This window comes from Pedobacter sp. V48 (genome assembly GCF_000523515.1).
In the GTDB taxonomy this organism is placed as follows: domain Bacteria; phylum Bacteroidota; class Bacteroidia; order Sphingobacteriales; family Sphingobacteriaceae; genus Pedobacter.
In genome coordinates this window covers 106011-126214 of the sequence record NZ_AWRU01000029.1, presented here as the reverse complement: position 1 = coordinate 126214, position 20204 = coordinate 106011, and the positions used below count along the sequence as shown (strand labels likewise).

The following is a 20204-nucleotide window of genomic DNA, read 5'->3' as shown; positions in this document are numbered from 1 at the left end:
ACAATGGAAAGAATTTATTTAGATAATGCTGCAACTACACCCCTGGATGCAGTAGTGATAGAGGAAATGGTTAAGGTGATGAATTCTTATTATGGTAATCCGTCATCCATACACGCCCAGGGACGTGAGGTACGTACATTAATCGAAAAGGCCAGAAAAACTGTTTCCGGGCTTTTAAATGCAACACCTGCAGAAATTTTCTTTACATCAGGAGGTACAGAGGCTGATAATACAGCCATCCGTTGCGGTATTGCTGCCTTTAATATAAAACATGCCATTACCTCTAAAATTGAGCACCATGCGGTAGAACACACGCTTAATATGCTTTTAGACCAAGGTATAATTGATAAGCTGAGCTTTGTTAACGTGGATGCAAAAGGCAATATCGACTATGACCATCTTGAAGAACTGCTTAAAAACAATGAGCGTTCTTTTGTATCCCTAATGCATGCAAATAATGAATTGGGAACATTAACAGATATAGAAAGGGTAGGTGATATCTGCGAACAATATAATGCCATTTATCATTGTGATACTGTACAAACCATGGGGCATTATGTGCACGATGTAAGAAAGCTGAAAGCTCATTTTATCGTTTGTGCTGCCCATAAATTACATGGTCCAAAAGGCGTTGGCTTTCTATACGTTAACCATTCTATAAAAATCAGTCCGATGATTTTTGGAGGTGCACAGGAACGCAATATGCGTGGTGGAACAGAAAATGTTTATGGTATTGTAGGCCTGGCAAAGGCTTTGCAAATAGCATATGCAGAAATGGAGGAGCATCAACGGCATGTACAAGGATTAAAGACATATTTGAAAGATAGGTTAAGTAATGAAGTGCCTGATCTCTTTTTTAATGGAGAGACTGAACCTGAAAAAAGCTTATATACTGTTTTAAATGTTTCTTTTCCGGCAATGGACATGGCTGATATGCTTTTGTTTAACCTTGATATTAACGGCATTTCTGCATCAGGTGGAAGTGCTTGTTCATCAGGGTCCAATATCGGGTCGCATGTGCTCACCGGTATAGCAGCTGATCCTAACCGCCCGTCGGTAAGATTCTCGTTCAGCAAATACAATACAAAAGAAGAACTTGATTTTGTAGTCGAGAAAGTGAAACAGATTGTGAGTCAAAATGTGACCGTATAGTTAACATTTTTAGTATAAATTATTAAAAGCCATCTTCAAATGATGGCTTTTTTTCGTAACTCTGATCTTTTATTATTACTTTGTTACCATTATCAACTAGGGAATCTTCATTTTATTATGTTTATTTGTGTGCTAAATCGTTTAATTTTTCAGAATTTAATATGAAACGAACCACAACAGTATTACTTTCCATGGCTTTAACGATGATCTTCAGTCATCATTTAAAAGCTCAGGAGACCGAAACAATTAAAAAAGATGGTCTTACCCTTAATTTTACCAGCCAGGACCCAACATTTGATCCTGCCCTAAAAAAGAGAATGATTGAAACTTTCTTTAAAGTTTATCCATTGCTTAGTCAGGAGTATAATCCAAACACCAACAAAGAAGTCTATTTTGTGATTGATACGGCTTATGATGGAGTTGCTGCTACCGGAGCAGGAAAAGTAACTTATAGCGCAGCCTATTTCAAGAAATTCCCGGGAGATCTAGATGTGGTAACCCATGAGGTAATGCATATCGTTCAAAATTACGGACGTAGTAACGGACCGGGATGGCTGACTGAGGGCATTGCCGACTATGTACGTTATAAGTTTGGAGTTGATAATCCTGGGGCAGGTTGGACGCTCCCTGAACTTAAAAGCACGCACACTTATAAAAACAGTTACAGAATCACTGCACGATTCCTGGCATGGTTAGAAAATCATGACAACAAAGGGATTGTTAAAAAACTAGATTCAAGTTTACGCGATCATGCCTATACAAACGAAATATGGCAAAAAGAAACAGGTAAATCTTTAGATGGCCTGTGGAAAGCATATTCAGAAAACCCAGCATTATAACCACATTTGATATTTTTAAACCATGATTAAACAATTTTTAACCGCCTCATTAGTTCTGGCATCCTCTGCCCTGTTTGCACAGACAGTGGGCAAAGTAACGGATCCTGTTGAATGGATTAATCCGCTAATGGGTACTGCAAGTAAACCAGACTTGTCTAATGGAAATACCTATCCAACGATAGCTTTGCCATGGGGAATGAACTTTTGGACACCACAAACTGGTAAAATGGGCGACGGATGGGCATATACCTACGACGCTGATAAGATACGAGGATTCAAGCAAACTCATCAGCCGTCTCCATGGATGAATGATTACGGTCAGTTCTCAGTAATGCCTGTAACAGGTAAAATGAGATTTAATCAGGATGACAGAGCAAGTTGGTATTCTCATAAATCTGAAACTGTTAAGCCTTACTACTATAGCGTTTATTTGGCTGATGCCGATGTGACAACAGAAATTACTCCTACAGAAAGAGCTGCTCAGTTCCGTTTTACCTTCCCAAAAACAAATGATTCTTATGTTGTTATTGACGCCTTTGATAAAGGTTCATACATCAAAATAATACCTGGCGAACGTAAAGTAATTGGTTATAGTACCAGATACAGCCGCGGTAAGCTTGAAAACTTTAAAAACTACTTTGTTATTTACTTTGATAAACCTTTTACATCTGCAAATGCATGGAGAGGTAAAAACCTTGCAAAAGATACATTGGAGTTGCAAAGTGATCATTCAGGTGCTATCATAGGGTTTAAAACTGAAAAAGGAGAGCAGGTTAATATGAAAGTTGCTTCTTCGTTTATCAGCTTTGAGCAGGCAGATATCAACCTGACAAGAGAATTATCAAACGATAGTTTCGAAACAACTAAACAAAAAGGAAAAGCGGTGTGGAACAAAACACTTAGCAAAATCTCTGTTGAAGGCGGAACTATAGATCAGGTTCGTACTTTTTACTCAAGTTTATACCGCACTTTATTCTTCCCGCACAAAATGTATGAGGTAGATAAGAGCAATAAGATAGTACACTATAGCCCATACAATGGTAAAACAGCTCCCGGTTACAGATTTGCTGGTACAGGTTTCTGGGATACATTCAGAGCATTATATCCATTCCTTAACCTTGTTTATCCATCTATTAATAAAGAAATGCAAGAAGGTTTAGTGAACGATTATAAAGAGGGCGGATGGCTGCCTGAGTGGTCAAGTCCTAGCTATTCTGATTGTATGATCGGAAATAATTCTGCTTCTGTTGTTGCTGATGCCTATATTAAGGGAATGCGTGGTTACGATATCAATGCATTATGGGATGCTGTAAAACATGGCGCTAATAATGAAGGTCCTGAAGCTACAGGTCGTCGCGGTGTTAAATACTACAATGAATTAGGTTATGTGCCTTACGATGTAAAAATTAATGAAAATGCAGCAAGAACATTGGAGTATTCTTATGATGATTTTGCGATCTATCAACTAGGTAAAGCATTAGGCAAACCTGCTTCTGAAATAGATATCTATAAAAAACGCAGTATGAACTACAAGAATCTGTTTGACCCTTCAACAGGTTTAATGCGTGGTAAAAATCAAGATGGTAAATTCCAGTCTCCTTTTAACCCATTCAAATGGGGTGATGCATTTACAGAAGGAAACAGCTGGCATTATTCATGGTCAGTATTCCAGGATATTGATGGATTGTCTAAATTAATGGGCGGTAAAGATAAATTTGTTCAAAAACTGGATTCAGTATTTACACTTCCTCCGGTGTTTGATGATAGCTATTATGGCGGTGTGATCCACGAGATCCGCGAAATGCAAATTGCCAACATGGGCCAGTATGCTCATGGTAATCAGCCAATCCAGCATATGATTTATTTATATAACTACGCTGGCGCACCATGGAAAACTCAATATTGGGTACGCGAAACGATGGATAGAATGTATAAAGCTACACCTGATGGATATTGTGGAGATGAGGATAACGGACAAACATCTGCATGGTATGTGTTCTCTGCTTTAGGATTTTATCCTGTAACACCAGCTGTAGATCAATATGTTATCGGAGCTCCATTGTTTAAAAAGGTTACGCTTAATCTAGAGAACGGTAAAACGATCACTATCAATGCACCAAAAAACAGTGCTGATAACAAGTACGTACAAACCTTAAAGTATAACGGTAAACCATATTCTAAAAACTGGTTAAGCCACTCTACTTTATTGCAAGGTGCTACTTTAGATTTTGATATGTCTGAGACCCCGAATAAAGAAAGAGGCGCTAACGAGTCAGATTTCCCTTATTCGCTTTCAACAGACACTGGAAAATAGTATTTGCTAAGCATAAAAAAGGCCAGGTAAATATTTACCTGGCCTTTTTTATTATGGTATTTTTCTAGTTCTTCATCATTTTAAGGAAAGCAGCAAGCTTAGCTTTCATCATCCTGCGATCTACAATGAAATCAAGGAAACCATGTTCCAAAACGAATTCTGCAGTTTGGAAACCCTTAGGAAGATCTTTCTTTATCGTTTCTTTAATAACCCTTGGACCGGCAAAACCAATCAAAGCACCGGGCTCAGCAATGTTAATGTCACCAAGCATTGCATAAGAAGCAGTTACACCACCAGTTGTTGGATCTGTAAGCAAAGATATATAAGGAATTTTAGCCTGACTTAATAGCGCCAGCTTTGCCGAAGTTTTGGCCATTTGCATTAACGAGAATGCAGCTTCCATCATCCGCGCACCTCCAGACTTAGAGATCATTAAAAATGGAACTTTATGTTTTATTGCATAATCAATAGAACGGGCAATTTTTTCACCTACTACTGAACCCATAGATCCGCCAATAAAATTGAAATCCATACAAGCTATAATGATGTCTTCACCTTCTATTTTACCGTGAGCAGCTCTAATGGCGTCTTTTAAGCCTGTTTTAGTCATGCTCTCTACCAACCTTTCAGTATAAGGCTTGCTATCTGTAAAATTCAAGGGGTCTCCTGATGTTAAATTTGAGAAAAGCTCGGCGAACTTATTATCGTCAAATAATACCTGAAAATATTCCTTAGACCCTATTCTTAAATGATAGTCACAATATTGGCAAACATATTTATTCTCTATTTGATCGGCAGTATGTAATGCTTTTTTACAATTCGGACACTTGTTCCATAAACCGTCTGGCGCTTCTTTTTTTTCTTCAGTAAGCGTACTAATACCTTTTTTCTCTCTTTTAAACCAAGCCATGTTATTTCTTGAAAAATGCGATTACAAAGAAACAAAAAAAAATTAGAACAGTTTAAGGATACTTTAGTTAAACGATTATGAGTACGCAAATCATATGAAAAACATAAAATAACTCATGATCGCTTCATTACCAAGCCTAAACAATACGTTTTAATTGAAAATAATCCCCTTATTGATTTGCCCAAAGTGATATTTTTCCTAACTTCGGCAGATATAAAATTATAAAAAATGAGTTTAAAAGGCTACAAGGGCGTAATTTACGGAGATGCCGTTCAGGAATTATTTGAACAGGCTAAAAAACATCAATTTGCTTTGCCAGCAGTAAATGTTACCGGTACAAATACCATTAATGCAGTAATGGAAACTGCCAAAGCAGTTAATTCACCTGTGATCATTCAACTTTCTAACGGTGGAGCACAATTCTACGCGGGTAAAACATTAAATAATGATAACCTGAATGCTTGCGTATTAGGTGCAGTATCTGCAGCTAAACACGTTCATTTATTGGCTGAACATTATGGTGTTGCTGTAATATTACACACTGACCATGCTGCTAAAAAATTATTACCATGGATCGACGGATTGTTAGATCATGGCGAGAAATTCTTTGCAGAAACTGGAAAACCATTGTTTTCTTCACACATGCTTGACTTATCTGAAGAGTCTATCGAAGAGAACATGGAAATCTCTGCTAAATATTTAGCGCGTATGGCTAAATTAGGCATGACCATTGAAATCGAGCTTGGTGTTACAGGTGGTGAAGAAGATGGCGTTGATAACAGCGATGTAGATAGTTCTAAATTATATACTCAGCCTTCTGAAGTAGCTTATGCTTACGAGGAATTAAGCAAAGTAAGTGATAAATTCACTGTTGCAGCTGCGTTTGGTAACGTTCATGGTGTTTATAAACCAGGTAACGTTAAATTACAACCAGTAATTCTTAAAAACTCTCAGGATTTCATAAAAGAGAAATTTAATATTTCTGCTGATAAACCTATTAACTTTGTATTCCATGGTGGTTCTGGTTCTTCTCAGGAAGAGATCAGAGAAGCTATTTCTTACGGAGCTATCAAAATGAATATCGATACAGATATGCAGTGGGCGATGTGGGAAGGTATTTTAGATTACTATAAAGCGAATGAAGCTTATCTTCAAGCTCAAATCGGAAATCCTGATGGCGAAGATAAACCGAATAAAAAATACTACGATCCTCGTGTTTGGTTACGTAAAGGTGAAGAAGCCTTTGTTAAACGTTTAACACAAGCATTTGAAGATTTAAATTGTAAAGACGCAAGCGACAAATTATAATCCTTGGGTAAAAGTTATAAAGCGCCACAGGAATTGTACTTGTGGCGCTTTTTTTGTTGCATTTAAAAGCTAAAAATAAATAGAAATCATGGACGCACTTCAGGTAATTAAGGTAAACAATCCGCAAGATTTGGATAAGGTATTTGCAATTAGAAAAACCGTTTTTGTTGAAGAGCAGAATTGCCCTCCAGAGCTGGAATGGGAAAATGAAGATGTTTCCAAACATTTTCTGGCATTGTTAAACAACGAACCTTGTGGCGCATGCCGTTGGCGCAAAACAGAAAATGGATATAAATTAGAACGCTTTGCTGTACTAAAAAAGTATAGAGGAAAAAGAATAGGACAGGCCCTGCTAGCAGCAGCCTTGTCTGACTTACCTTCTGATGCAGATTACATTTATTTAAATGCGCAGCTGGATGCAATGAGGTTATATTCGAGATTTGGCTTTATAGCAGAGGGCGATCAATTTGAAGAGGCTGGTATACAGCATTATAAAATGGTTAAAAAACACCATCACGCTTAGTAAACTTAAACTAATCCAAGGGGGAAAACCTGTTGTGAAAACAGAACAGCTTCCTTCCACTTATCCATATTCAGGTTTAAGGCTTCATTCCTGCTTTCTAAGTAGGTAATGAGTTCTTCTGTGGCCAGATTGCCTGTCAAATCATCCGTAGCCATGGGGCAGCCTCCAAATCCTTTTAACGCACTATCAAATCTTCGGCAACCGCTTTCGTAAGCAGCGTCAATTTTCTCAAAGCGCGTATTGGGTGTGCTGTGTAAATGCAAGCCGATCTCTGTGTTTTCAAATCTCTTAACCAGAGACGGTAAGATCTCTCTGATTTTTCTAGGAGAAGAAACACCAGTGGTGTCCGACAATGAAAGTATCTTCACGCCATTTGCAACCAGTTCATCTGCCCATTTTTCAACTATTTCTACATTCCACTCATCCCCATATGGATTTCCAAAGCCCATAGATAAATAAACAACTGCTGTTTTACTGTTTTTATAGCACAGCTCAAGCATCTGTTTTACCGTATCCATTGATTGGGCGATGCTTGAATTGGTATTTCTTTGTTGAAACGTTTCTGAGATAGAAAAAGGGAAGCCCAGGTAAGTTATCTCATTGTGCACAACCGCTTCTTCAACACCGCGCAAATTAGCTACAATAGCCAGGAGTTTAGATCGTGTAGCGCTCAAATCAAGCTTAGCTAACACATCACGAGTATCCCGCAACTGAGGAATCGCTTTGGAAGATACAAAACTGCCGAAATCGATGGTGTCGAATCCGACTTGCAAGAGAAGGTTAATATATGCTGCTTTAACGTCAGTATCTATAAAATCATGAATACCCTGCATGGCATCACGTGGGCACTCAATAAGCTTAATTGACTTTTGCTTCATCATTAACAGGTTTGGGGTCTACTACTTCAGGTTCCGGGTTCCCCCTTAAAAAGGGACGGATAATTAACCTTGTTCCGCGGTCGTAACTAAAATAGCTCCATACCCAGTTCACAAATACCACCAGTTTATTCCTAAAGCCAACAAGTGTCATTAAGTGAACAAACATCCAGGTAAACCAGGCAAATATCCCTTGAAACCTAACTTTATGGATATCTACAACCGCTCTGTTTCTGCCTACCGTTGCCATTGCCCCTTTGTCGAAGTACTTAAAAGGTTCTGTGGGTTTGTTTCCAATAATATTGATCAGATTTTCGGCAAGTTGCTTTCCCTGTTGTATCGCTGCCGGTGCAACACCTGGATAGCCATTAGGGAATTCTTCTGTAATCATTGCGGCTACATCCCCAATAGCATAAATATTATCATGACCATCAACTCTGCTGATTTCATTAACCTTTACACGATTTCCCCTGACTACACATTGCGGATTTAATCCGTCTATTACCACTCCCTTTACTCCGGCCGACCAAATTACAGTTGAAGTAGGAATAATCCTGCCATCAACAAGAATTAGCTGCTTCCCGTCGTAAGATTGAACACGAGAATTGGTCATAACAGTTACACCAAGCTCGCTAAGAAATTCTTCAGATTTCTTTTGTGCCTGAACAGACATTGCTCCTAATAATTCAGGAGAACCTTCTATCAAAAATATATTTACTTTTTTAAGGTCTAATTCAGGGTAGTCATTTTTTAAAACGTGTTTTTTAAGTTCCGCGATTGCGCCTGAGGTTTCAACACCGGTTGGCCCACCGCCAACAACTACAAAATTCAACAATTCAGCTTCGGTAAGCTTATCTGTAGCGATTTGTGCTGATTCCAGATTTTGAAGTAATAAACTCCTAAGGTTTAATGCCTCTGGAATGGATTTCATGGGCATGGCATTGTGCTCAATCTCATCTTGCCCAAAAAAGTTACTGGTTGATCCTGTAGCAATTACAAGGTGATCGTATTCAAAAATACCAATGGTAGTTTCTATTGCATTTTCAAGAGGCAAAACCTTTTTAACTTCAGTAACCCTAAAGGTTAGGTTTTTTTGGCCTTTAAAGATTTTTCTTAGTGGGAAAGCTATAGAGTCGGCCTCTAAACCTCCCGTAGCAACCTGATATAATAATGGCTGAAATGTATGGTAATTATGTTTGTCGAGCATAATTACTTCGATGTCCTTATTTCGCAGTTTCTTTGCCAGCTCAATGCCACCAAAGCCACCGCCTACAATTACAATTCTGGGTTTGTTGCCTTTAGGAAAACGTTGTTCCATAAAAATCAATTTTGGTAAATATACATAACAAACAAAAAGGCACCCAAAAAGGGTGCCTTTAATTATCATTTGTAAGTAATTACTTATTTGTTTTTACCAAGATCGATAACGATAGGAGTAGAAATACATAATGATGAATATGTACCAATGATACGACCAATCAATAAGGCAAAGATAAATCCGCGGATACTAGCTCCACCGAAGATGAAGATTACAAGTAATACGAAGAATACAGTTAGTGAAGTCAAAATAGTACGACTCAAAGTACTGTTCAATGCAAAGTTGATTAATTTATTACGTTCCTCACCATGAAGATCTTCTTTACCGCTTTCAGCAAGTTTCTCACGGATACGGTCAAACACAACAACTGTCTCCGTCATGGTGTAACCCATTACCGTTAAGATAGCCGCAATGAAATCCTGGCCAATCTCTAGTGAGAATGGTAATACACCATCTAAAATTGTGTAGAATGAAAGTACAAGAAGCACATCATGGAACAATGCGATAACGGCACCTAAACCATAGTTTAGTTTCTTAAACCTTACTACGATATAGAAGAACATCACTAAACAAGAGAATAGAATTGCTCCATATGCTCCGTAAACAATATCACTCGCAATTATAGGACCTACCTTTTCATTACTTTCAATAGTATACTTAACACCGGTTTTTGCTAAACCTTCGTGTAATGCTTTCTCAACTAATTTATCAGCACCCTGATCCTGATCAGTAATGTGGTAAGTAGTTGTAATTTTTAATTCATTATCAGCACCTGCAGTTTTAACGATAGTTTCTGACTCAGGGAAAGATGCATTCAGACTAGCTTTAACATCTTCTGTGTGCATTCCTTTGTCGAAGTGAACGATATAAGTTCTACCACCTTTAAAATCAATACCAAGGTTTAAGCCACCATTTTTGAAGTAGAAAATAAAACCTAAAACAATGATCGCAGTAGAAATAGAGTAATAAAGTTTTCTATGACCAACAAAGTTGAAAGCAATATTTTTAAATGCGTGGATAGTATGTTTGTTACCAAACGTGATATTAGATTTTTTATCTAAAAGGTATTCGAAAACTAAACGTGAGATCAATACCGCACAGAATAGAGATGATAAGATACCGATACATAATGTAGTTGCAAAACCTTGAACCGGACCACTACCGAAGATGTAAAGAATAGCACCCAACACAAATACAGTAACGTTTGAGTCAATGATAGATGACATTGCATGTTTGAAACCTTCTTTGATAGCTACAGGAGTAGGTTTGCCTAAAGTAAGCTCTTCTCTTACGCGTTCAAATATAAGGATGTTCGCATCTACTGATAAACCAATTACCAACACGATACCTGCAATACCAGGCAATGTTAACACCGCACCTAATGATACTAAAATACCCATGATAAAGAACAAGTTGATCACCAATGCAAGGTTAGCAACCCATCCAGCTTTATTATAATATAAAGCCATAAATACAAGAATCACAATAAATGCAAGTACGAATGACAATAAACCATTGTGTATAGCAGCCTCACCAAGTGAAGGGCCAACAACAAATTCACCAACAATTCTTGCAGGAGCANGAAGTTTAMCCGSTTTTAAGATGTTTGCTAAATCCTGAGTATCGTTAACTGTGAAACTACCAGTGATAGAAGAAATACCGTTAGGGATCTCATTTTGTACAGTAGGAGCAGAGTAAACAGTATTGTCTAGTACAATAGCGATAGATTTTTTATTGTTTGGATCAGCAGAAGCTTCAGCAGTAATTTTTTTCCATTTTGCAGCACCCTCACCAGTCATATACATGGTTACCTCAGGACGACCTTTTTGATCATAATCATGGCGGGCATCACTAATCGCTTCACCACCTAAATCAGGCTTGCCATCAGAAGACAGAGATTTGATTGCGTATAATTCGAAAATCTTAGCGCCACCAGATTGAGCAATGTCCATCGGTTTAACGCTCCACATGAATTTGTAACTCTGAGGAATGATAGAAGCAATTTCAGGTCTTTTAAAGTAAGCGTTTACTTTAGCAGTATCTTTTTGAGCAACCCAACCAACAACCGGTCCCGGACGTAACGAAGGCTGGCCGTTCTGACCTTGGTAAGTAGGTACGTTTAATACAGAAAACAAAGGATTAGATTTTGCCAGTTCAGAGTTTTTAACTCCGGCCGAATCTTTAGTGTCTTTATTTTYTRCTARWNCYAKYKAMYKTWCWTTCSNGATYNAKCAGCAGTAGTATCTGTTGAAGTTTTTGAAGCGGCACTTGTATCAGCAACTTTTAAAGTTGAGGCAAGTGTTTTATTGATGTTCTCCATAACCGGATACACCTCTTCGTTGTTATATACTTGCCAGAATTGTAATTCTGCAGAACCTTGTAATAATTTGTGAACCCTTTCTTTGTCCTGAACGCCTGGCATCTCAATAAGGATACGGTTAGTACCTTCTTGTTTTTGCATGTTTGGACTTACTACTCCAAAACCATCGATACGACTTCTGATGATCACGAATGAACGGTCAATAGCACTAGTAGCTTCTTTAGATAAGAAGTTTTTTACTTCCGAATTGCTGGCATCAGGTTTAAGAAGTTTAGAGTTGTCTTGATTAGAAAAGAAGTCAGCTAATTTTACGTTAGGAGAAAGTTTTTCAAATTCGTTAACAAATAAGTTAATGAAATCTTTTCCGCCAGCGTTCAATTGAGTTTGAGCAGTAACCAACGCTTTGTTGAAATTAGCGTCATCAGTATTTCCGGCTAAAGATTTAACCAGTTCTGATAACGATATTTCCATCGTTACGTTCATACCACCTTTTAAGTCTAAACCAAGGTTTATTTCTTTTTCTTTACAGAACTGGTAATTAAATCCAAAAAGAGGATACACCGGTACTGTTGCCATCGAATCTAAATAAGCTTTTTCCTTATCCAGGTCTCCTTTAGCATAAGCTTTTGCGTCTTTTTCAACTTTAGAAGTAACAAAGTTGAATGAGAGAGAATACACACAGACGATACCTAAAAGTATCGCCATAAATTTTATAAAACCTTTACCCTGCATTTGTTTGTAATTATTAGTCTATATGCTATATATTTTTTTAACAAGTCGGCAAATCTAATTATTTTTTTAATTAATAGGCCACGTTATGAAAGTTTTTATTATAGGCCTCCAACTATTTGCTTTTAAGATTGTTTAATACCGCTCAAGTGTCGAAAATGTGTAAGCTACCACATTTTTTTCATCAGGCTCATGATCTTCAGAATTTATTACTTTCCAGGTCTGTTTATCTATTTCAGGAAAGAATGTATCTGCATCATAAGTATGGTGTACGGTGGTCAGATAGATGCGATCAGTTTTGCCGAGTGCATGTTCATAGATTTGCGCACCACCTACAATAAACACCTCTTCGTCCTTATCGCAAAGTGCTAAAGCATCATAAAGAGTAGTTACTACCTCAACGCCTTCAATGGCGAGGTCAGTATTTCTTGTAATCACGATGTTACGTCTGTTGGGTAGTGGTCTGCCAATAGAATCATAGGTTTTTCGGCCCATAATAATGGTATGTCCGCTGGTTATTTGTTTAAAATGCTTTAGATCTGCTGGTAAATGCCACAATAACTGATTGTTTTTACCGATGGCATTATTTTGGTCAATAGCTACTACAATTGATACGATCATACTGCTACTACTCCTTTAATATGCGGATGAGCTTCATAATCTTTCAACGTAAAGTCTTCAAATTTAAAATCGAAGATGTTTTTAACCTCAGGGTTTATTTCCATTACAGGCAATTTCTTAGGGTCTCTGCTCAATTGCAATTTTGCCTGTTCAATATGATTGTTGTATAAATGGGCATCGCCAAGGGTATGAATAAGGTCACCATACTCCAAACCGCACACCTGAGCAACCATCATGGTTAGCAGCGCATAAGAAGCAATATTAAAAGGAACTCCTAAAAATATATCGGCACTACGCTGATATAGCTGGCAGCTTAATTTTCCATCTGCAACATAGAATTGGAAAAATGCATGGCAGGGTGGAAGCGCCATATGTTCTACCTCGGCAACGTTCCATGCCGATACAATGATACGTCTGGAATCCGGGTTGTTTTTAATGGTATTGATGATCTGCTCTATCTGGTCAATATGTCCGCCATCAGGTTTAGGCCATGAGCGCCATTGCGATCCGTATACAGGGCCCAAATTGCCATCGGCATCAGCCCATTCATCCCATATCCTTACACCATTATCTTTTAAATACTTAATATTGGTATCGCCGGTTAAAAACCAGATCAACTCATGGATGATTGATTTTAAGTGCAGTTTTTTTGTGGTAACCATAGGGAAGCCTTCCTGCAAATTAAACCGCATCTGATATCCAAATACACTGATGGTGCCGGTTCCGGTACGGTCATGTTTTTGTGTGCCATGATCAAGCACATGTTGCATCAAATCTAAATACTGTTTCATCTGATTAATTTAAAAAGGCTATTTGTTACAAAAGTACATATTATATAGAATGTTTATGGATTCTAAAGCAACAAATGTTCACGGTGTGACGATGGCCCCACATATTCCAGCCGGGTTAAAATTTTTGTGATTAATTACGGTTTTAATGTTTTGTGAGCGCCAGAAATAGGCAATTTTTATGCCCACAATACATAAGCAACCATCCGGAACTTCAAAAGTAAATTCTTGCGCCGGTATATTTTTTTGATCGTTATTAATTTCTAAACTTTGATAAGCAGGAGGGTCGTGAAACTCCTGATCTGGCATATACAAACTAAGGAAAACTGTGAGCCCACACGTATTCGCATTATTCGGGAATTTTAGCTCTGCAGGTACTTCAAAAGCGGGCAGGTTTAGGGTTAAGCTGTTTTCTGAAATGTTTATTTGTGGCGTAACCCACAGACTGTTTATTAACGGCGATTCGAGGTTAAATTCGAACCCGGCCAGGCGACTAAGGCTTGTCTCATTAAAAGTGAATTTTTTGGTGTCTTTATTATAACATTGTTCAAAGATGGCGCGGTTTTGTGCGTTTAAGCGATTAACCATCCCTCTATCATAAAACTTCTGTGTAATATTTGTCAGATCTACGCGTAAGTTTTTTGAAAACGCACTGGCTATTCCGAATATGCTGGCACTTTCTTTAGTGGCTGCCGACTGATTTACCTTTGTTGCTTTTGTTTGTACGATAGTCCCGCTTTTTCCCTTTTTAAAAATTATAGGGCCCACAAGGCCAACTATTTGTTTCCCATCAAATTTTCCCATTCTTTAAGTTTATTGTTTGGTTAGTTTTCAGTTTGTTGCCCGGATCTTTATTGCTGTATCCATTATGGCTAAACTGCGATTACATATTGTGTCCACCTTGTTCTAGGTGAAACCTGGAGTTAACGTGGACTCACTGTGGACCTAAGTGCACTCAAAGGGAGTTGAGCTGCCGATGATTCCGCGACTATAAATATACTCAAAAAAACAAAATTTGCCAAATTGTTAAGGTCCTGTTTTTTAAGACTTGTATTGAAATTGCGGGCAAAAATATTAATTTTAAGTTTTGGTGTTTATCCGACTGGAAATAAGTGCGTGATTTCTGCTCATTAAGTAGATGTAGATGAAAATAACGTTTCTATTTGTAATTGTATTTTTCTTACTAGGCTGTGCTCGTACTGGTTATACTCCTATAACAGAAAATGAATCTTGCTCAAAGAAGTACCATTCTAAACTAAAAAGAAATATTTATCTCTTTGTAGATGAAATGCCTGAATTTCCTGGAGGTTTGCGGGAAATGTCAAGGCATGCCTTGAAAAATGTAGGTTTTATTAATGATGATGGCGGCATCCAGGCAACAATTAGATTTGAGATGATTATTGATGTTGATGGCGCTGTTCTCGATGAAAAGATTATTGATAAGGAACCTTATGAGTATACGTTAACGGATAAGCAGGTACTCAAAAATGTTCGATCAATGCCTAAATGGAAGCCGGGGAAATGCAAAAACCGAAAAGTTCCGGTTCGGGTTTTTTTTCCGATAAGAGTGAATCTAAGTCAATGAAGTACATTAAATCTGGAAATGAATTTTTTGTAAGTTTGCAGGCTTAACAATAAACGCAAAATCAATGCTTGCATTTGCTAATGCCAAGATAAACCTTGGTCTGTATGTAACTGAAAAAAGAGCTGACGGATACCACAACCTGGAAACGGTATTTTATCCGGTAAAAATAAATGATGTTATAGAAATTACAGATGCTAAGGAGACCACTTGTCAGATAAAGGGTATCGATATCCCTGGAAGTACTGAGGATAACATCTGCCTAAAAGCATTTGAATTGCTTAAAAAGGACTTCGATTTGCCAGCGCAACAAATCACCTTGCTTAAAAATATTCCTGTTGGGGCCGGCTTAGGTGGTGGCTCATCTGATGCTGCATTTCTAATCAAGTTACTGAACGATAAATTTCAATTGGGCTTAAATACCCATCAAATGGAAGATTATGCAAAGCAGTTAGGTGCCGATTGTGCGTTTTTCATTAACAATAAACCCGTTTTTGCAGAGGGGAAGGGCGACGAGTTTAGCGGGGTTGGGGTTGATCTTTCGGGCTATCAAATTGTACTGGTTAAACCTCCGGTGCATGTGGCTACTGCCGATGCTTATAGTGGAATTGTGCCTCATAAATCCGGTGTGTCATTAAAGGAGTTAATCCAATTGCCGTTAAAAGACTGGAAACCGAACCTGAAGAATGATTTTGAAAGTACTGTGTTTTTGAAGTACCCGGAAATAGAAGCGGTAAAACAAGCACTTTATCACGAGGGAGCAATATTTGCTGCCATGAGTGGGAGTGGTTCGTCAGTTTTTGCAATATTTGAGGATCATGTTAGATTACCCGAACTAGAAAAGAATAATAAGGTGTTTTATAACATTTAGTACCAAAGAACATATTACAAGCATAAAGATATTTACAAATGGAAATTAACCTGATACGTAAAAACAATAAATTTAATTTTGAAGCTCAGAACCCAAGCGGTCAAACTGTAGAACTGGATGCTAAGCCTGAAATTGGCGGAGAAGGTAAAGGTTTCAGACCGATGGAGATGTTGTTGGTGGGCCTTGGAGGTTGCAGTGGAATTGATGTAGTGAATGTGCTAACAAAACAAAAAGAGCCATTAAATGATGTTAAAATCAATATTAAGGCTACCCGTAAAGATGAAGAGATGCCGCCAATATTTGATGTGATAAACATACATTTTGATCTTTATGGTCCATTAAATGTTCAAAAAGTAGAAAGAGCACTTGCTTTAACTTTCGAAAAATATTGCTCAGTATCTAATATTTTGGAGCGTTCAGCTACGCTGAATTTTACATACGAAATTCATCAGTAATCAATAAGAGATTTGTTAAAAGGATCGTTATGCCGGTGCAGACCGGCATAACTCAATTGAAAGTCCGATTTGTTAGTGTGAGATGCTGAAATAAATTCAGCATGACGGGTGTTATGTATACTGCCTCCTGCCTCTTAACTGATGTAATCGCGATCCTCATCGCTCAACGCTTTTTTACGGTCTTCGGGTTTTATCGGCGTATCAACCCTGTCATAGGTGCTTAGAGTAGTTCTGGGTCTACCGGCCCAATAGCCCAGTATAAATCCAACAAAAGTACATACACCCACTACCAGCAGTTTAGAAATTTCTTTCTTTACAAAAATGAAGTTAAATTCTACGGCGTCTGTATTTATCATTAAAAAAATGGTAATGATTGCTGTAAATGCGATTATGAAAATGGTTTTGGTCTTCATGACTTAAAAGCTATAGTTTAAAATTAATTCTAATATAGGATTTTGGTTATACACTTTGTTTACAAAAACACACCTGGCGCCCACATCCACTATCGGCTGATAACGCAGCAGGTTCATACTACTACGTAATTCGAAACCAAAAGTTTTAGGTTCTGCTAAATTTGTTTCTGTACCAACGTTTTCATAGTGGCAAAACATACCTGCTCTCAGGTTTCTGATATAGGCAAGCGGACCGATTTCTGCATCGGGGAAAACGATAGGGAATCGGTAGTTGAAAAGAAGGGTATTTCTAAGAACACTTTTTGCCCTGATGTTACTGTAGCCATAAACAGTGTTTATTTCCTGGTCGTACAGTCTTATGCCTGATGTATTTTGATAATTGAAATTGGCAAGGAAAGAGTGATTCTTTAGCAGACCAGGGAAATACATAAATCCTTCAACAGCGAACAATCGACCGGCAAGATTGTCGTCAAATGGTTGGTGCATGTAAGAAATTCTTAATATCTGGGCCCATTTTGGTGCAATGTCTCTTGCAGCCTGTGCCGTGCTGTGGTTAAAGGTGAAATTATATTCCATCGGGAAAATTAACTTGCTGATGAAATTTTTGGGAAGGTTTTCGGGCTGGTACCTCTGGGTGTAACTGGTTAGCGCATTAAACGAAAAATTGTAACTCTCGTTTAGCGCGTTTAAGCTTATTGGAACTGATGCTTGGAGCTGGACATTGTTTTCTCTCCAATCGCCCTGCAGAACGCCTGATTTTGTGTTATAGAAAGTTCTTCGGGGGCGGTTCCTATAGGTGGCTCTTATGATCGGATAAAAACTTTTTAAAGTAAAGCCTGCATTGTACTCGAATTTTTTCAGGTCACGGTAATAATCTACTCCTGCAAAAAAACCGAAAGTGTTAAGCAGGTTGTCGGAATTTAGTTGCAGGCCGCCGCGGTACTCGTTTTCGATAACCGGAATTATGCTGTGTACATTGAACAGGTTTGTTAAGGCATGGTATGGTTTTGAAGTATAACTGCTATCAGGAATGTTGTCGAAAACATTTGTTGCGTTCTCTTGTTTTTGGACGGCGTTACCGAAATAAACGAAATTGTTATCGCCTGGCGGTTTTGGTTGTAGCGGCATCTCTGAAATTCCATAGCCGCTTAGGGTGTAGTTGTTGAAAATAATGGGAGCAGTGCTGTCGGCTTGTGTCGGATTAAAGGCGCCGTATTTAGAGGCGCTCAGAGCGCTTATCTTTTTTGAAATGGTATCTATGTTGTAAATGTTATCGATTCCGTTGTAGTGTGCGTTAAAAGCTATTCCTCGGTTAATGTATATCGGTCTGCTTATCTGCTGCTGCGTTTCCTTTATCAACTCCTCTGTTTTTTCTTCCTTGTCAGTTACCCACAAGGCTTTTCCTTTTTCGCCAACGCTAATGTAGGTGATCAGGTTTCCGGCGGCGTTGTACGCGGGAGTTTGCAGTATCAGATTTTCGGGATTAGCAATGGTGTTTAGGATCGCACCGGTTTCTGCGTCAAGTTCTACCAGGTTGCATTTGTTGCTCAGGTCAAATTTTACTGCAATTATTTTTTTTCCGTCGGCAGAAAGAGCAGGTGAGAAGATCCGGCTTCTGGTAGTCAATTTTTTTTGCCGACCTGTTTTTAGGTTGTAGCTGCAAATTACGCTGTAACTGCGTTGTCTATATCTTGGGTCGTAACGGATCTCATCCCAAACCACAATGTCGTTTGCGTAACTAAACCATGGCTGCTCCTGGTAGCCGATGCTTAGCAGTTTTGTTTCTTTTTTTGCGCTGTCGATTATTGTGAAGTGTGCTGTCTCTGCCTTGCTTTGTTTCAGAGTTAGAATTCTGCCGTCTTTAATTTTTACAGGGAGGAAGTAGTTGGTTGCAAACTTTGAATCGTTGTTTAGTATAGGGTAGTTTTCTGTTTTGGTTTTTTCAGATTGCGTGGTCCATTCTTTTTTTAAAGTTTCGGTTGTTTGGGTAAACCATTTTTTTGATCCGCTCTTTGTGAACTTTTTCAGACTGTTTGAAAAGGGGTATGGTCTCACGGGTCTTTTGCGGATATCTGTAAGCAAGCTGTCGAAAATATTTTTTCCAAATTCCTTTCTAATGTTCGATGCCATCAGGTAGCCGAGTTGGTAGTAGCCGGGGGTGATGTCTTTTTCAGATCCGAAGCTGACTTTGCTGTATGAGAAATTTTTGCCTTCGAGCAAACTTGTTCGGTAAGGCATAATCCATGAAGGCTGTCTTCCGCGACCGGCATTTGTGAGTGAGGTTTCGATGGTCACGGCATCACCTTCAAAAAACCAAAGCGGTATGCTAACTCCGAACCAGGCGAAGTAAACATACTCAGGAAAAGGGTAGGCTTTTCCGCCGGTTAATTTGTCGTATTGAGCCACGTGTCTGAGCTCATGAACGGCAAGGTTATTTAGCCAATCCTGACTATCGAATTGCTGAGGAGGAGTGGTGTAAAATTCCGACTTTTTTGGAGCAAGTTGAACGAAGCCATTTGCGATCACTCCACGGTTTTGAAGGACCAGTGGGAGGGTGGTTTTTTGCCTCCCAAGACTACCACCAACATGGGGGTAAATATAGCCCAGGGTATTGGCCATTCTTTGGGCTTCTTTTTCCAGCTCGTCCGGAAAGATGATCCTGAAGCCAGATGCATTTATTTGTCGCCATTTTACACTAAGTGGGTTTTGTTCTCCGCCAAAAAGCTGTGCAAAAGCAGTATGTGAAATTATACTTAATGTTAATGTTATTATAAATTTGATTATCAGTTGGTTGATCTCTTTATTTGATGTCATTTTTCTGATTTACTAAAATAATTAGTATTTGTAAATTTTTGTTGGTTAATTTTTATGATTTTTTAATTTATGTATATGTATTTAATTTATTGATTTTCAAATTAATATACTAATCAAGTAAAGAACTGATAATTCTGATTTTTGTGAATTTTTAGCGTAGAAATGAAGGTTTTGTTATTTCTGGAGCTAATTAATTTCAGGTTGTCGGAATCTGCTGTTAAGGTACACTAATTAAGCTTAAAATCCAACAAAATTTCTTTGTTAAAATTTCGTGATGTATACAGAAATGAAAAATATTCCGGTATAAAATGCTTGGCAAATGAGTCCTATTTTGAGGGAAAACTGACTTAGATCTGGCGTGCAAAAACGGCA

16 protein-coding genes and 1 pseudogene are annotated in these 20204 nt (G+C 38.2%); 8 read left to right on the top strand and 9 right to left on the bottom strand.

What is annotated here, in order from left to right; all coding sequences use genetic code 11:
- Nucleotides 1-3 precede the first annotated feature (3 nt).
- From N824_RS20050 to N824_RS20040, 3 genes are all read left to right on the top strand, one after another.
- Nucleotides 4-1152 (top strand): cysteine desulfurase family protein, encoded by a 1149-nt coding sequence (locus N824_RS20050; protein WP_048906928.1) that lies wholly within the window; start codon nt 4-6, stop codon nt 1150-1152.
- Between the two features lie 161 nt (nt 1153-1313).
- The gene (locus N824_RS20045; protein WP_048906927.1) at nt 1314-1991 is read left to right on the top strand and encodes a basic secretory protein-like protein; all 678 of its coding nucleotides are present in this window, start codon (nt 1314-1316) and stop codon (nt 1989-1991) included.
- Nucleotides 1992-2013: 22 nt separating this feature from the next.
- Nucleotides 2014-4305 (top strand): GH92 family glycosyl hydrolase, encoded by a 2292-nt coding sequence (locus N824_RS20040; RefSeq protein WP_048906926.1) that lies wholly within the window; start codon nt 2014-2016, stop codon nt 4303-4305.
- A 64-nt stretch (nt 4306-4369) separates the two neighbouring features.
- Here the strand turns inward: N824_RS20040 and accD are convergent, their stop codons facing one another.
- A complete protein-coding gene (accD, locus tag N824_RS20035; RefSeq protein ID WP_048906925.1) occupies nt 4370-5215 on the bottom strand; it encodes an acetyl-CoA carboxylase, carboxyltransferase subunit beta in 846 nt (281 codons plus the stop codon).
- A gap of 228 nt (nt 5216-5443) precedes the next feature.
- Between accD and fbaA the strand changes: the two genes are divergently transcribed.
- A complete protein-coding gene (gene fbaA, locus N824_RS20030; protein ID WP_048906924.1) occupies nt 5444-6523 on the top strand; it encodes a class II fructose-bisphosphate aldolase in 1080 nt (359 codons plus the stop codon).
- A gap of 88 nt (nt 6524-6611) precedes the next feature.
- Complete coding sequence (locus tag N824_RS20025) at nt 6612-7046, top strand: GNAT family N-acetyltransferase (RefSeq protein WP_048906923.1); 435 nt, start codon at nt 6612-6614, stop codon at nt 7044-7046.
- Nucleotides 7047-7051: 5 nt separating this feature from the next.
- On the opposite strand, the gene N824_RS20020 is transcribed toward N824_RS20025, so the two are convergent.
- The 6 genes and pseudogenes from N824_RS20020 to N824_RS19995 form a co-directional block, all read right to left on the bottom strand.
- The gene (locus N824_RS20020; protein WP_235207218.1) at nt 7052-7927 is read right to left on the bottom strand and encodes a hydroxymethylglutaryl-CoA lyase; all 876 of its coding nucleotides are present in this window, start codon (nt 7925-7927) and stop codon (nt 7052-7054) included.
- Nucleotides 7905-9239: an NAD(P)/FAD-dependent oxidoreductase gene (locus N824_RS20015; RefSeq protein ID WP_048906921.1), complete on the bottom strand. Its 1335-nt coding sequence runs from the start codon at nt 9237-9239 to the stop codon at nt 7905-7907. Before N824_RS20015 ends, N824_RS20020 begins: the two co-directional genes overlap by 23 nt.
- 83 nt (nt 9240-9322) lie before the next feature.
- Nucleotides 9323-12291 (bottom strand): annotated as a pseudogene (secDF, locus tag N824_RS20010) (protein translocase subunit SecDF).
- A 132-nt stretch (nt 12292-12423) separates the two neighbouring features.
- Nucleotides 12424-12909 carry a dihydrofolate reductase gene (locus N824_RS20005; RefSeq protein ID WP_048906920.1) on the bottom strand — a complete coding sequence of 162 codons (486 nt, stop codon included), beginning with the start codon at nt 12907-12909 and terminating at the stop codon, nt 12424-12426.
- Nucleotides 12906-13700 (bottom strand): thymidylate synthase, encoded by a 795-nt coding sequence (locus tag N824_RS20000; protein ID WP_048906919.1) that lies wholly within the window; start codon nt 13698-13700, stop codon nt 12906-12908. Before N824_RS20000 ends, N824_RS20005 begins: the two co-directional genes overlap by 4 nt.
- Before the next feature lie 78 nt (nt 13701-13778).
- Nucleotides 13779-14501, bottom strand: a complete 723-nt coding sequence (locus N824_RS19995; RefSeq protein WP_048906918.1) for a hypothetical protein — start codon at nt 14499-14501, stop codon at nt 13779-13781.
- Between the two features lie 340 nt (nt 14502-14841).
- On the opposite strand from N824_RS19995, the gene N824_RS19990 reads away from it, so the two are divergent.
- The 3 genes from N824_RS19990 (at nt 14842) to N824_RS19980 (ending at nt 16605) form a co-directional block, all read left to right on the top strand.
- Complete coding sequence (locus N824_RS19990; RefSeq protein WP_048906917.1) at nt 14842-15282, top strand: energy transducer TonB; 441 nt, start codon at nt 14842-14844, stop codon at nt 15280-15282.
- A gap of 64 nt (nt 15283-15346) precedes the next feature.
- Entirely contained in the window at nt 15347-16150 is an 804-nt protein-coding gene (gene ispE / locus N824_RS19985) for a 4-(cytidine 5'-diphospho)-2-C-methyl-D-erythritol kinase (RefSeq protein WP_048906916.1), read from the top strand.
- Nucleotides 16151-16188: 38 nt separating this feature from the next.
- Nucleotides 16189-16605 carry an OsmC family protein gene (locus N824_RS19980; protein WP_048906915.1) on the top strand — a complete coding sequence of 139 codons (417 nt, stop codon included), beginning with the start codon at nt 16189-16191 and terminating at the stop codon, nt 16603-16605.
- A gap of 134 nt (nt 16606-16739) precedes the next feature.
- Here the strand turns inward: N824_RS19980 and N824_RS19975 are convergent, their stop codons facing one another.
- A complete protein-coding gene (locus N824_RS19975; protein WP_048906914.1) occupies nt 16740-17018 on the bottom strand; it encodes a LapA family protein in 279 nt (92 codons plus the stop codon).
- Nucleotides 17019-17021: 3 nt separating this feature from the next.
- Complete coding sequence (locus tag N824_RS19970; RefSeq protein WP_048906913.1) at nt 17022-19832, bottom strand: hypothetical protein; 2811 nt, start codon at nt 19830-19832, stop codon at nt 17022-17024.
- Between the last annotated feature and the right edge of the window lie 372 nt (nt 19833-20204).

Excerpts from the sequence above, each read along its gene's own strand:
- N824_RS20050 (WP_048906928.1), top strand. The coding sequence starts at position 4 with ATGGAAAGAATTTATTTAGATAATGCTGCAACTACACCCCTGGATGCA.
- N824_RS20045 (WP_048906927.1), top strand. The coding sequence starts at position 1,314 with ATGAAACGAACCACAACAGTATTACTTTCCATGGCTTTAACGATGATC.
- N824_RS20040 (WP_048906926.1), top strand. The coding sequence starts at position 2,014 with ATGATTAAACAATTTTTAACCGCCTCATTAGTTCTGGCATCCTCTGCC.
- accD (WP_048906925.1), bottom strand. The coding sequence starts at position 5,215 with ATGGCTTGGTTTAAAAGAGAGAAAAAAGGTATTAGTACGCTTACTGAA.
- fbaA (WP_048906924.1), top strand. The coding sequence starts at position 5,444 with ATGAGTTTAAAAGGCTACAAGGGCGTAATTTACGGAGATGCCGTTCAG.
- N824_RS20025 (WP_048906923.1), top strand. The coding sequence starts at position 6,612 with ATGGACGCACTTCAGGTAATTAAGGTAAACAATCCGCAAGATTTGGAT.
- N824_RS20020 (WP_235207218.1), bottom strand. The coding sequence starts at position 7,927 with ATGATGAAGCAAAAGTCAATTAAGCTTATTGAGTGCCCACGTGATGCC.
- N824_RS20015 (WP_048906921.1), bottom strand. The coding sequence starts at position 9,239 with ATGGAACAACGTTTTCCTAAAGGCAACAAACCCAGAATTGTAATTGTA.
- N824_RS20005 (WP_048906920.1), bottom strand. The coding sequence starts at position 12,909 with ATGATCGTATCAATTGTAGTAGCTATTGACCAAAATAATGCCATCGGT.
- N824_RS20000 (WP_048906919.1), bottom strand. The coding sequence starts at position 13,700 with ATGAAACAGTATTTAGATTTGATGCAACATGTGCTTGATCATGGCACA.
- N824_RS19995 (WP_048906918.1), bottom strand. The coding sequence starts at position 14,501 with ATGGGAAAATTTGATGGGAAACAAATAGTTGGCCTTGTGGGCCCTATA.
- N824_RS19990 (WP_048906917.1), top strand. The coding sequence starts at position 14,842 with ATGAAAATAACGTTTCTATTTGTAATTGTATTTTTCTTACTAGGCTGT.
- ispE (WP_048906916.1), top strand. The coding sequence starts at position 15,347 with ATGCTTGCATTTGCTAATGCCAAGATAAACCTTGGTCTGTATGTAACT.
- N824_RS19980 (WP_048906915.1), top strand. The coding sequence starts at position 16,189 with ATGGAAATTAACCTGATACGTAAAAACAATAAATTTAATTTTGAAGCT.
- N824_RS19975 (WP_048906914.1), bottom strand. The coding sequence starts at position 17,018 with ATGAAGACCAAAACCATTTTCATAATCGCATTTACAGCAATCATTACC.
- N824_RS19970 (WP_048906913.1), bottom strand. The coding sequence starts at position 19,832 with ATGACATCAAATAAAGAGATCAACCAACTGATAATCAAATTTATAATA.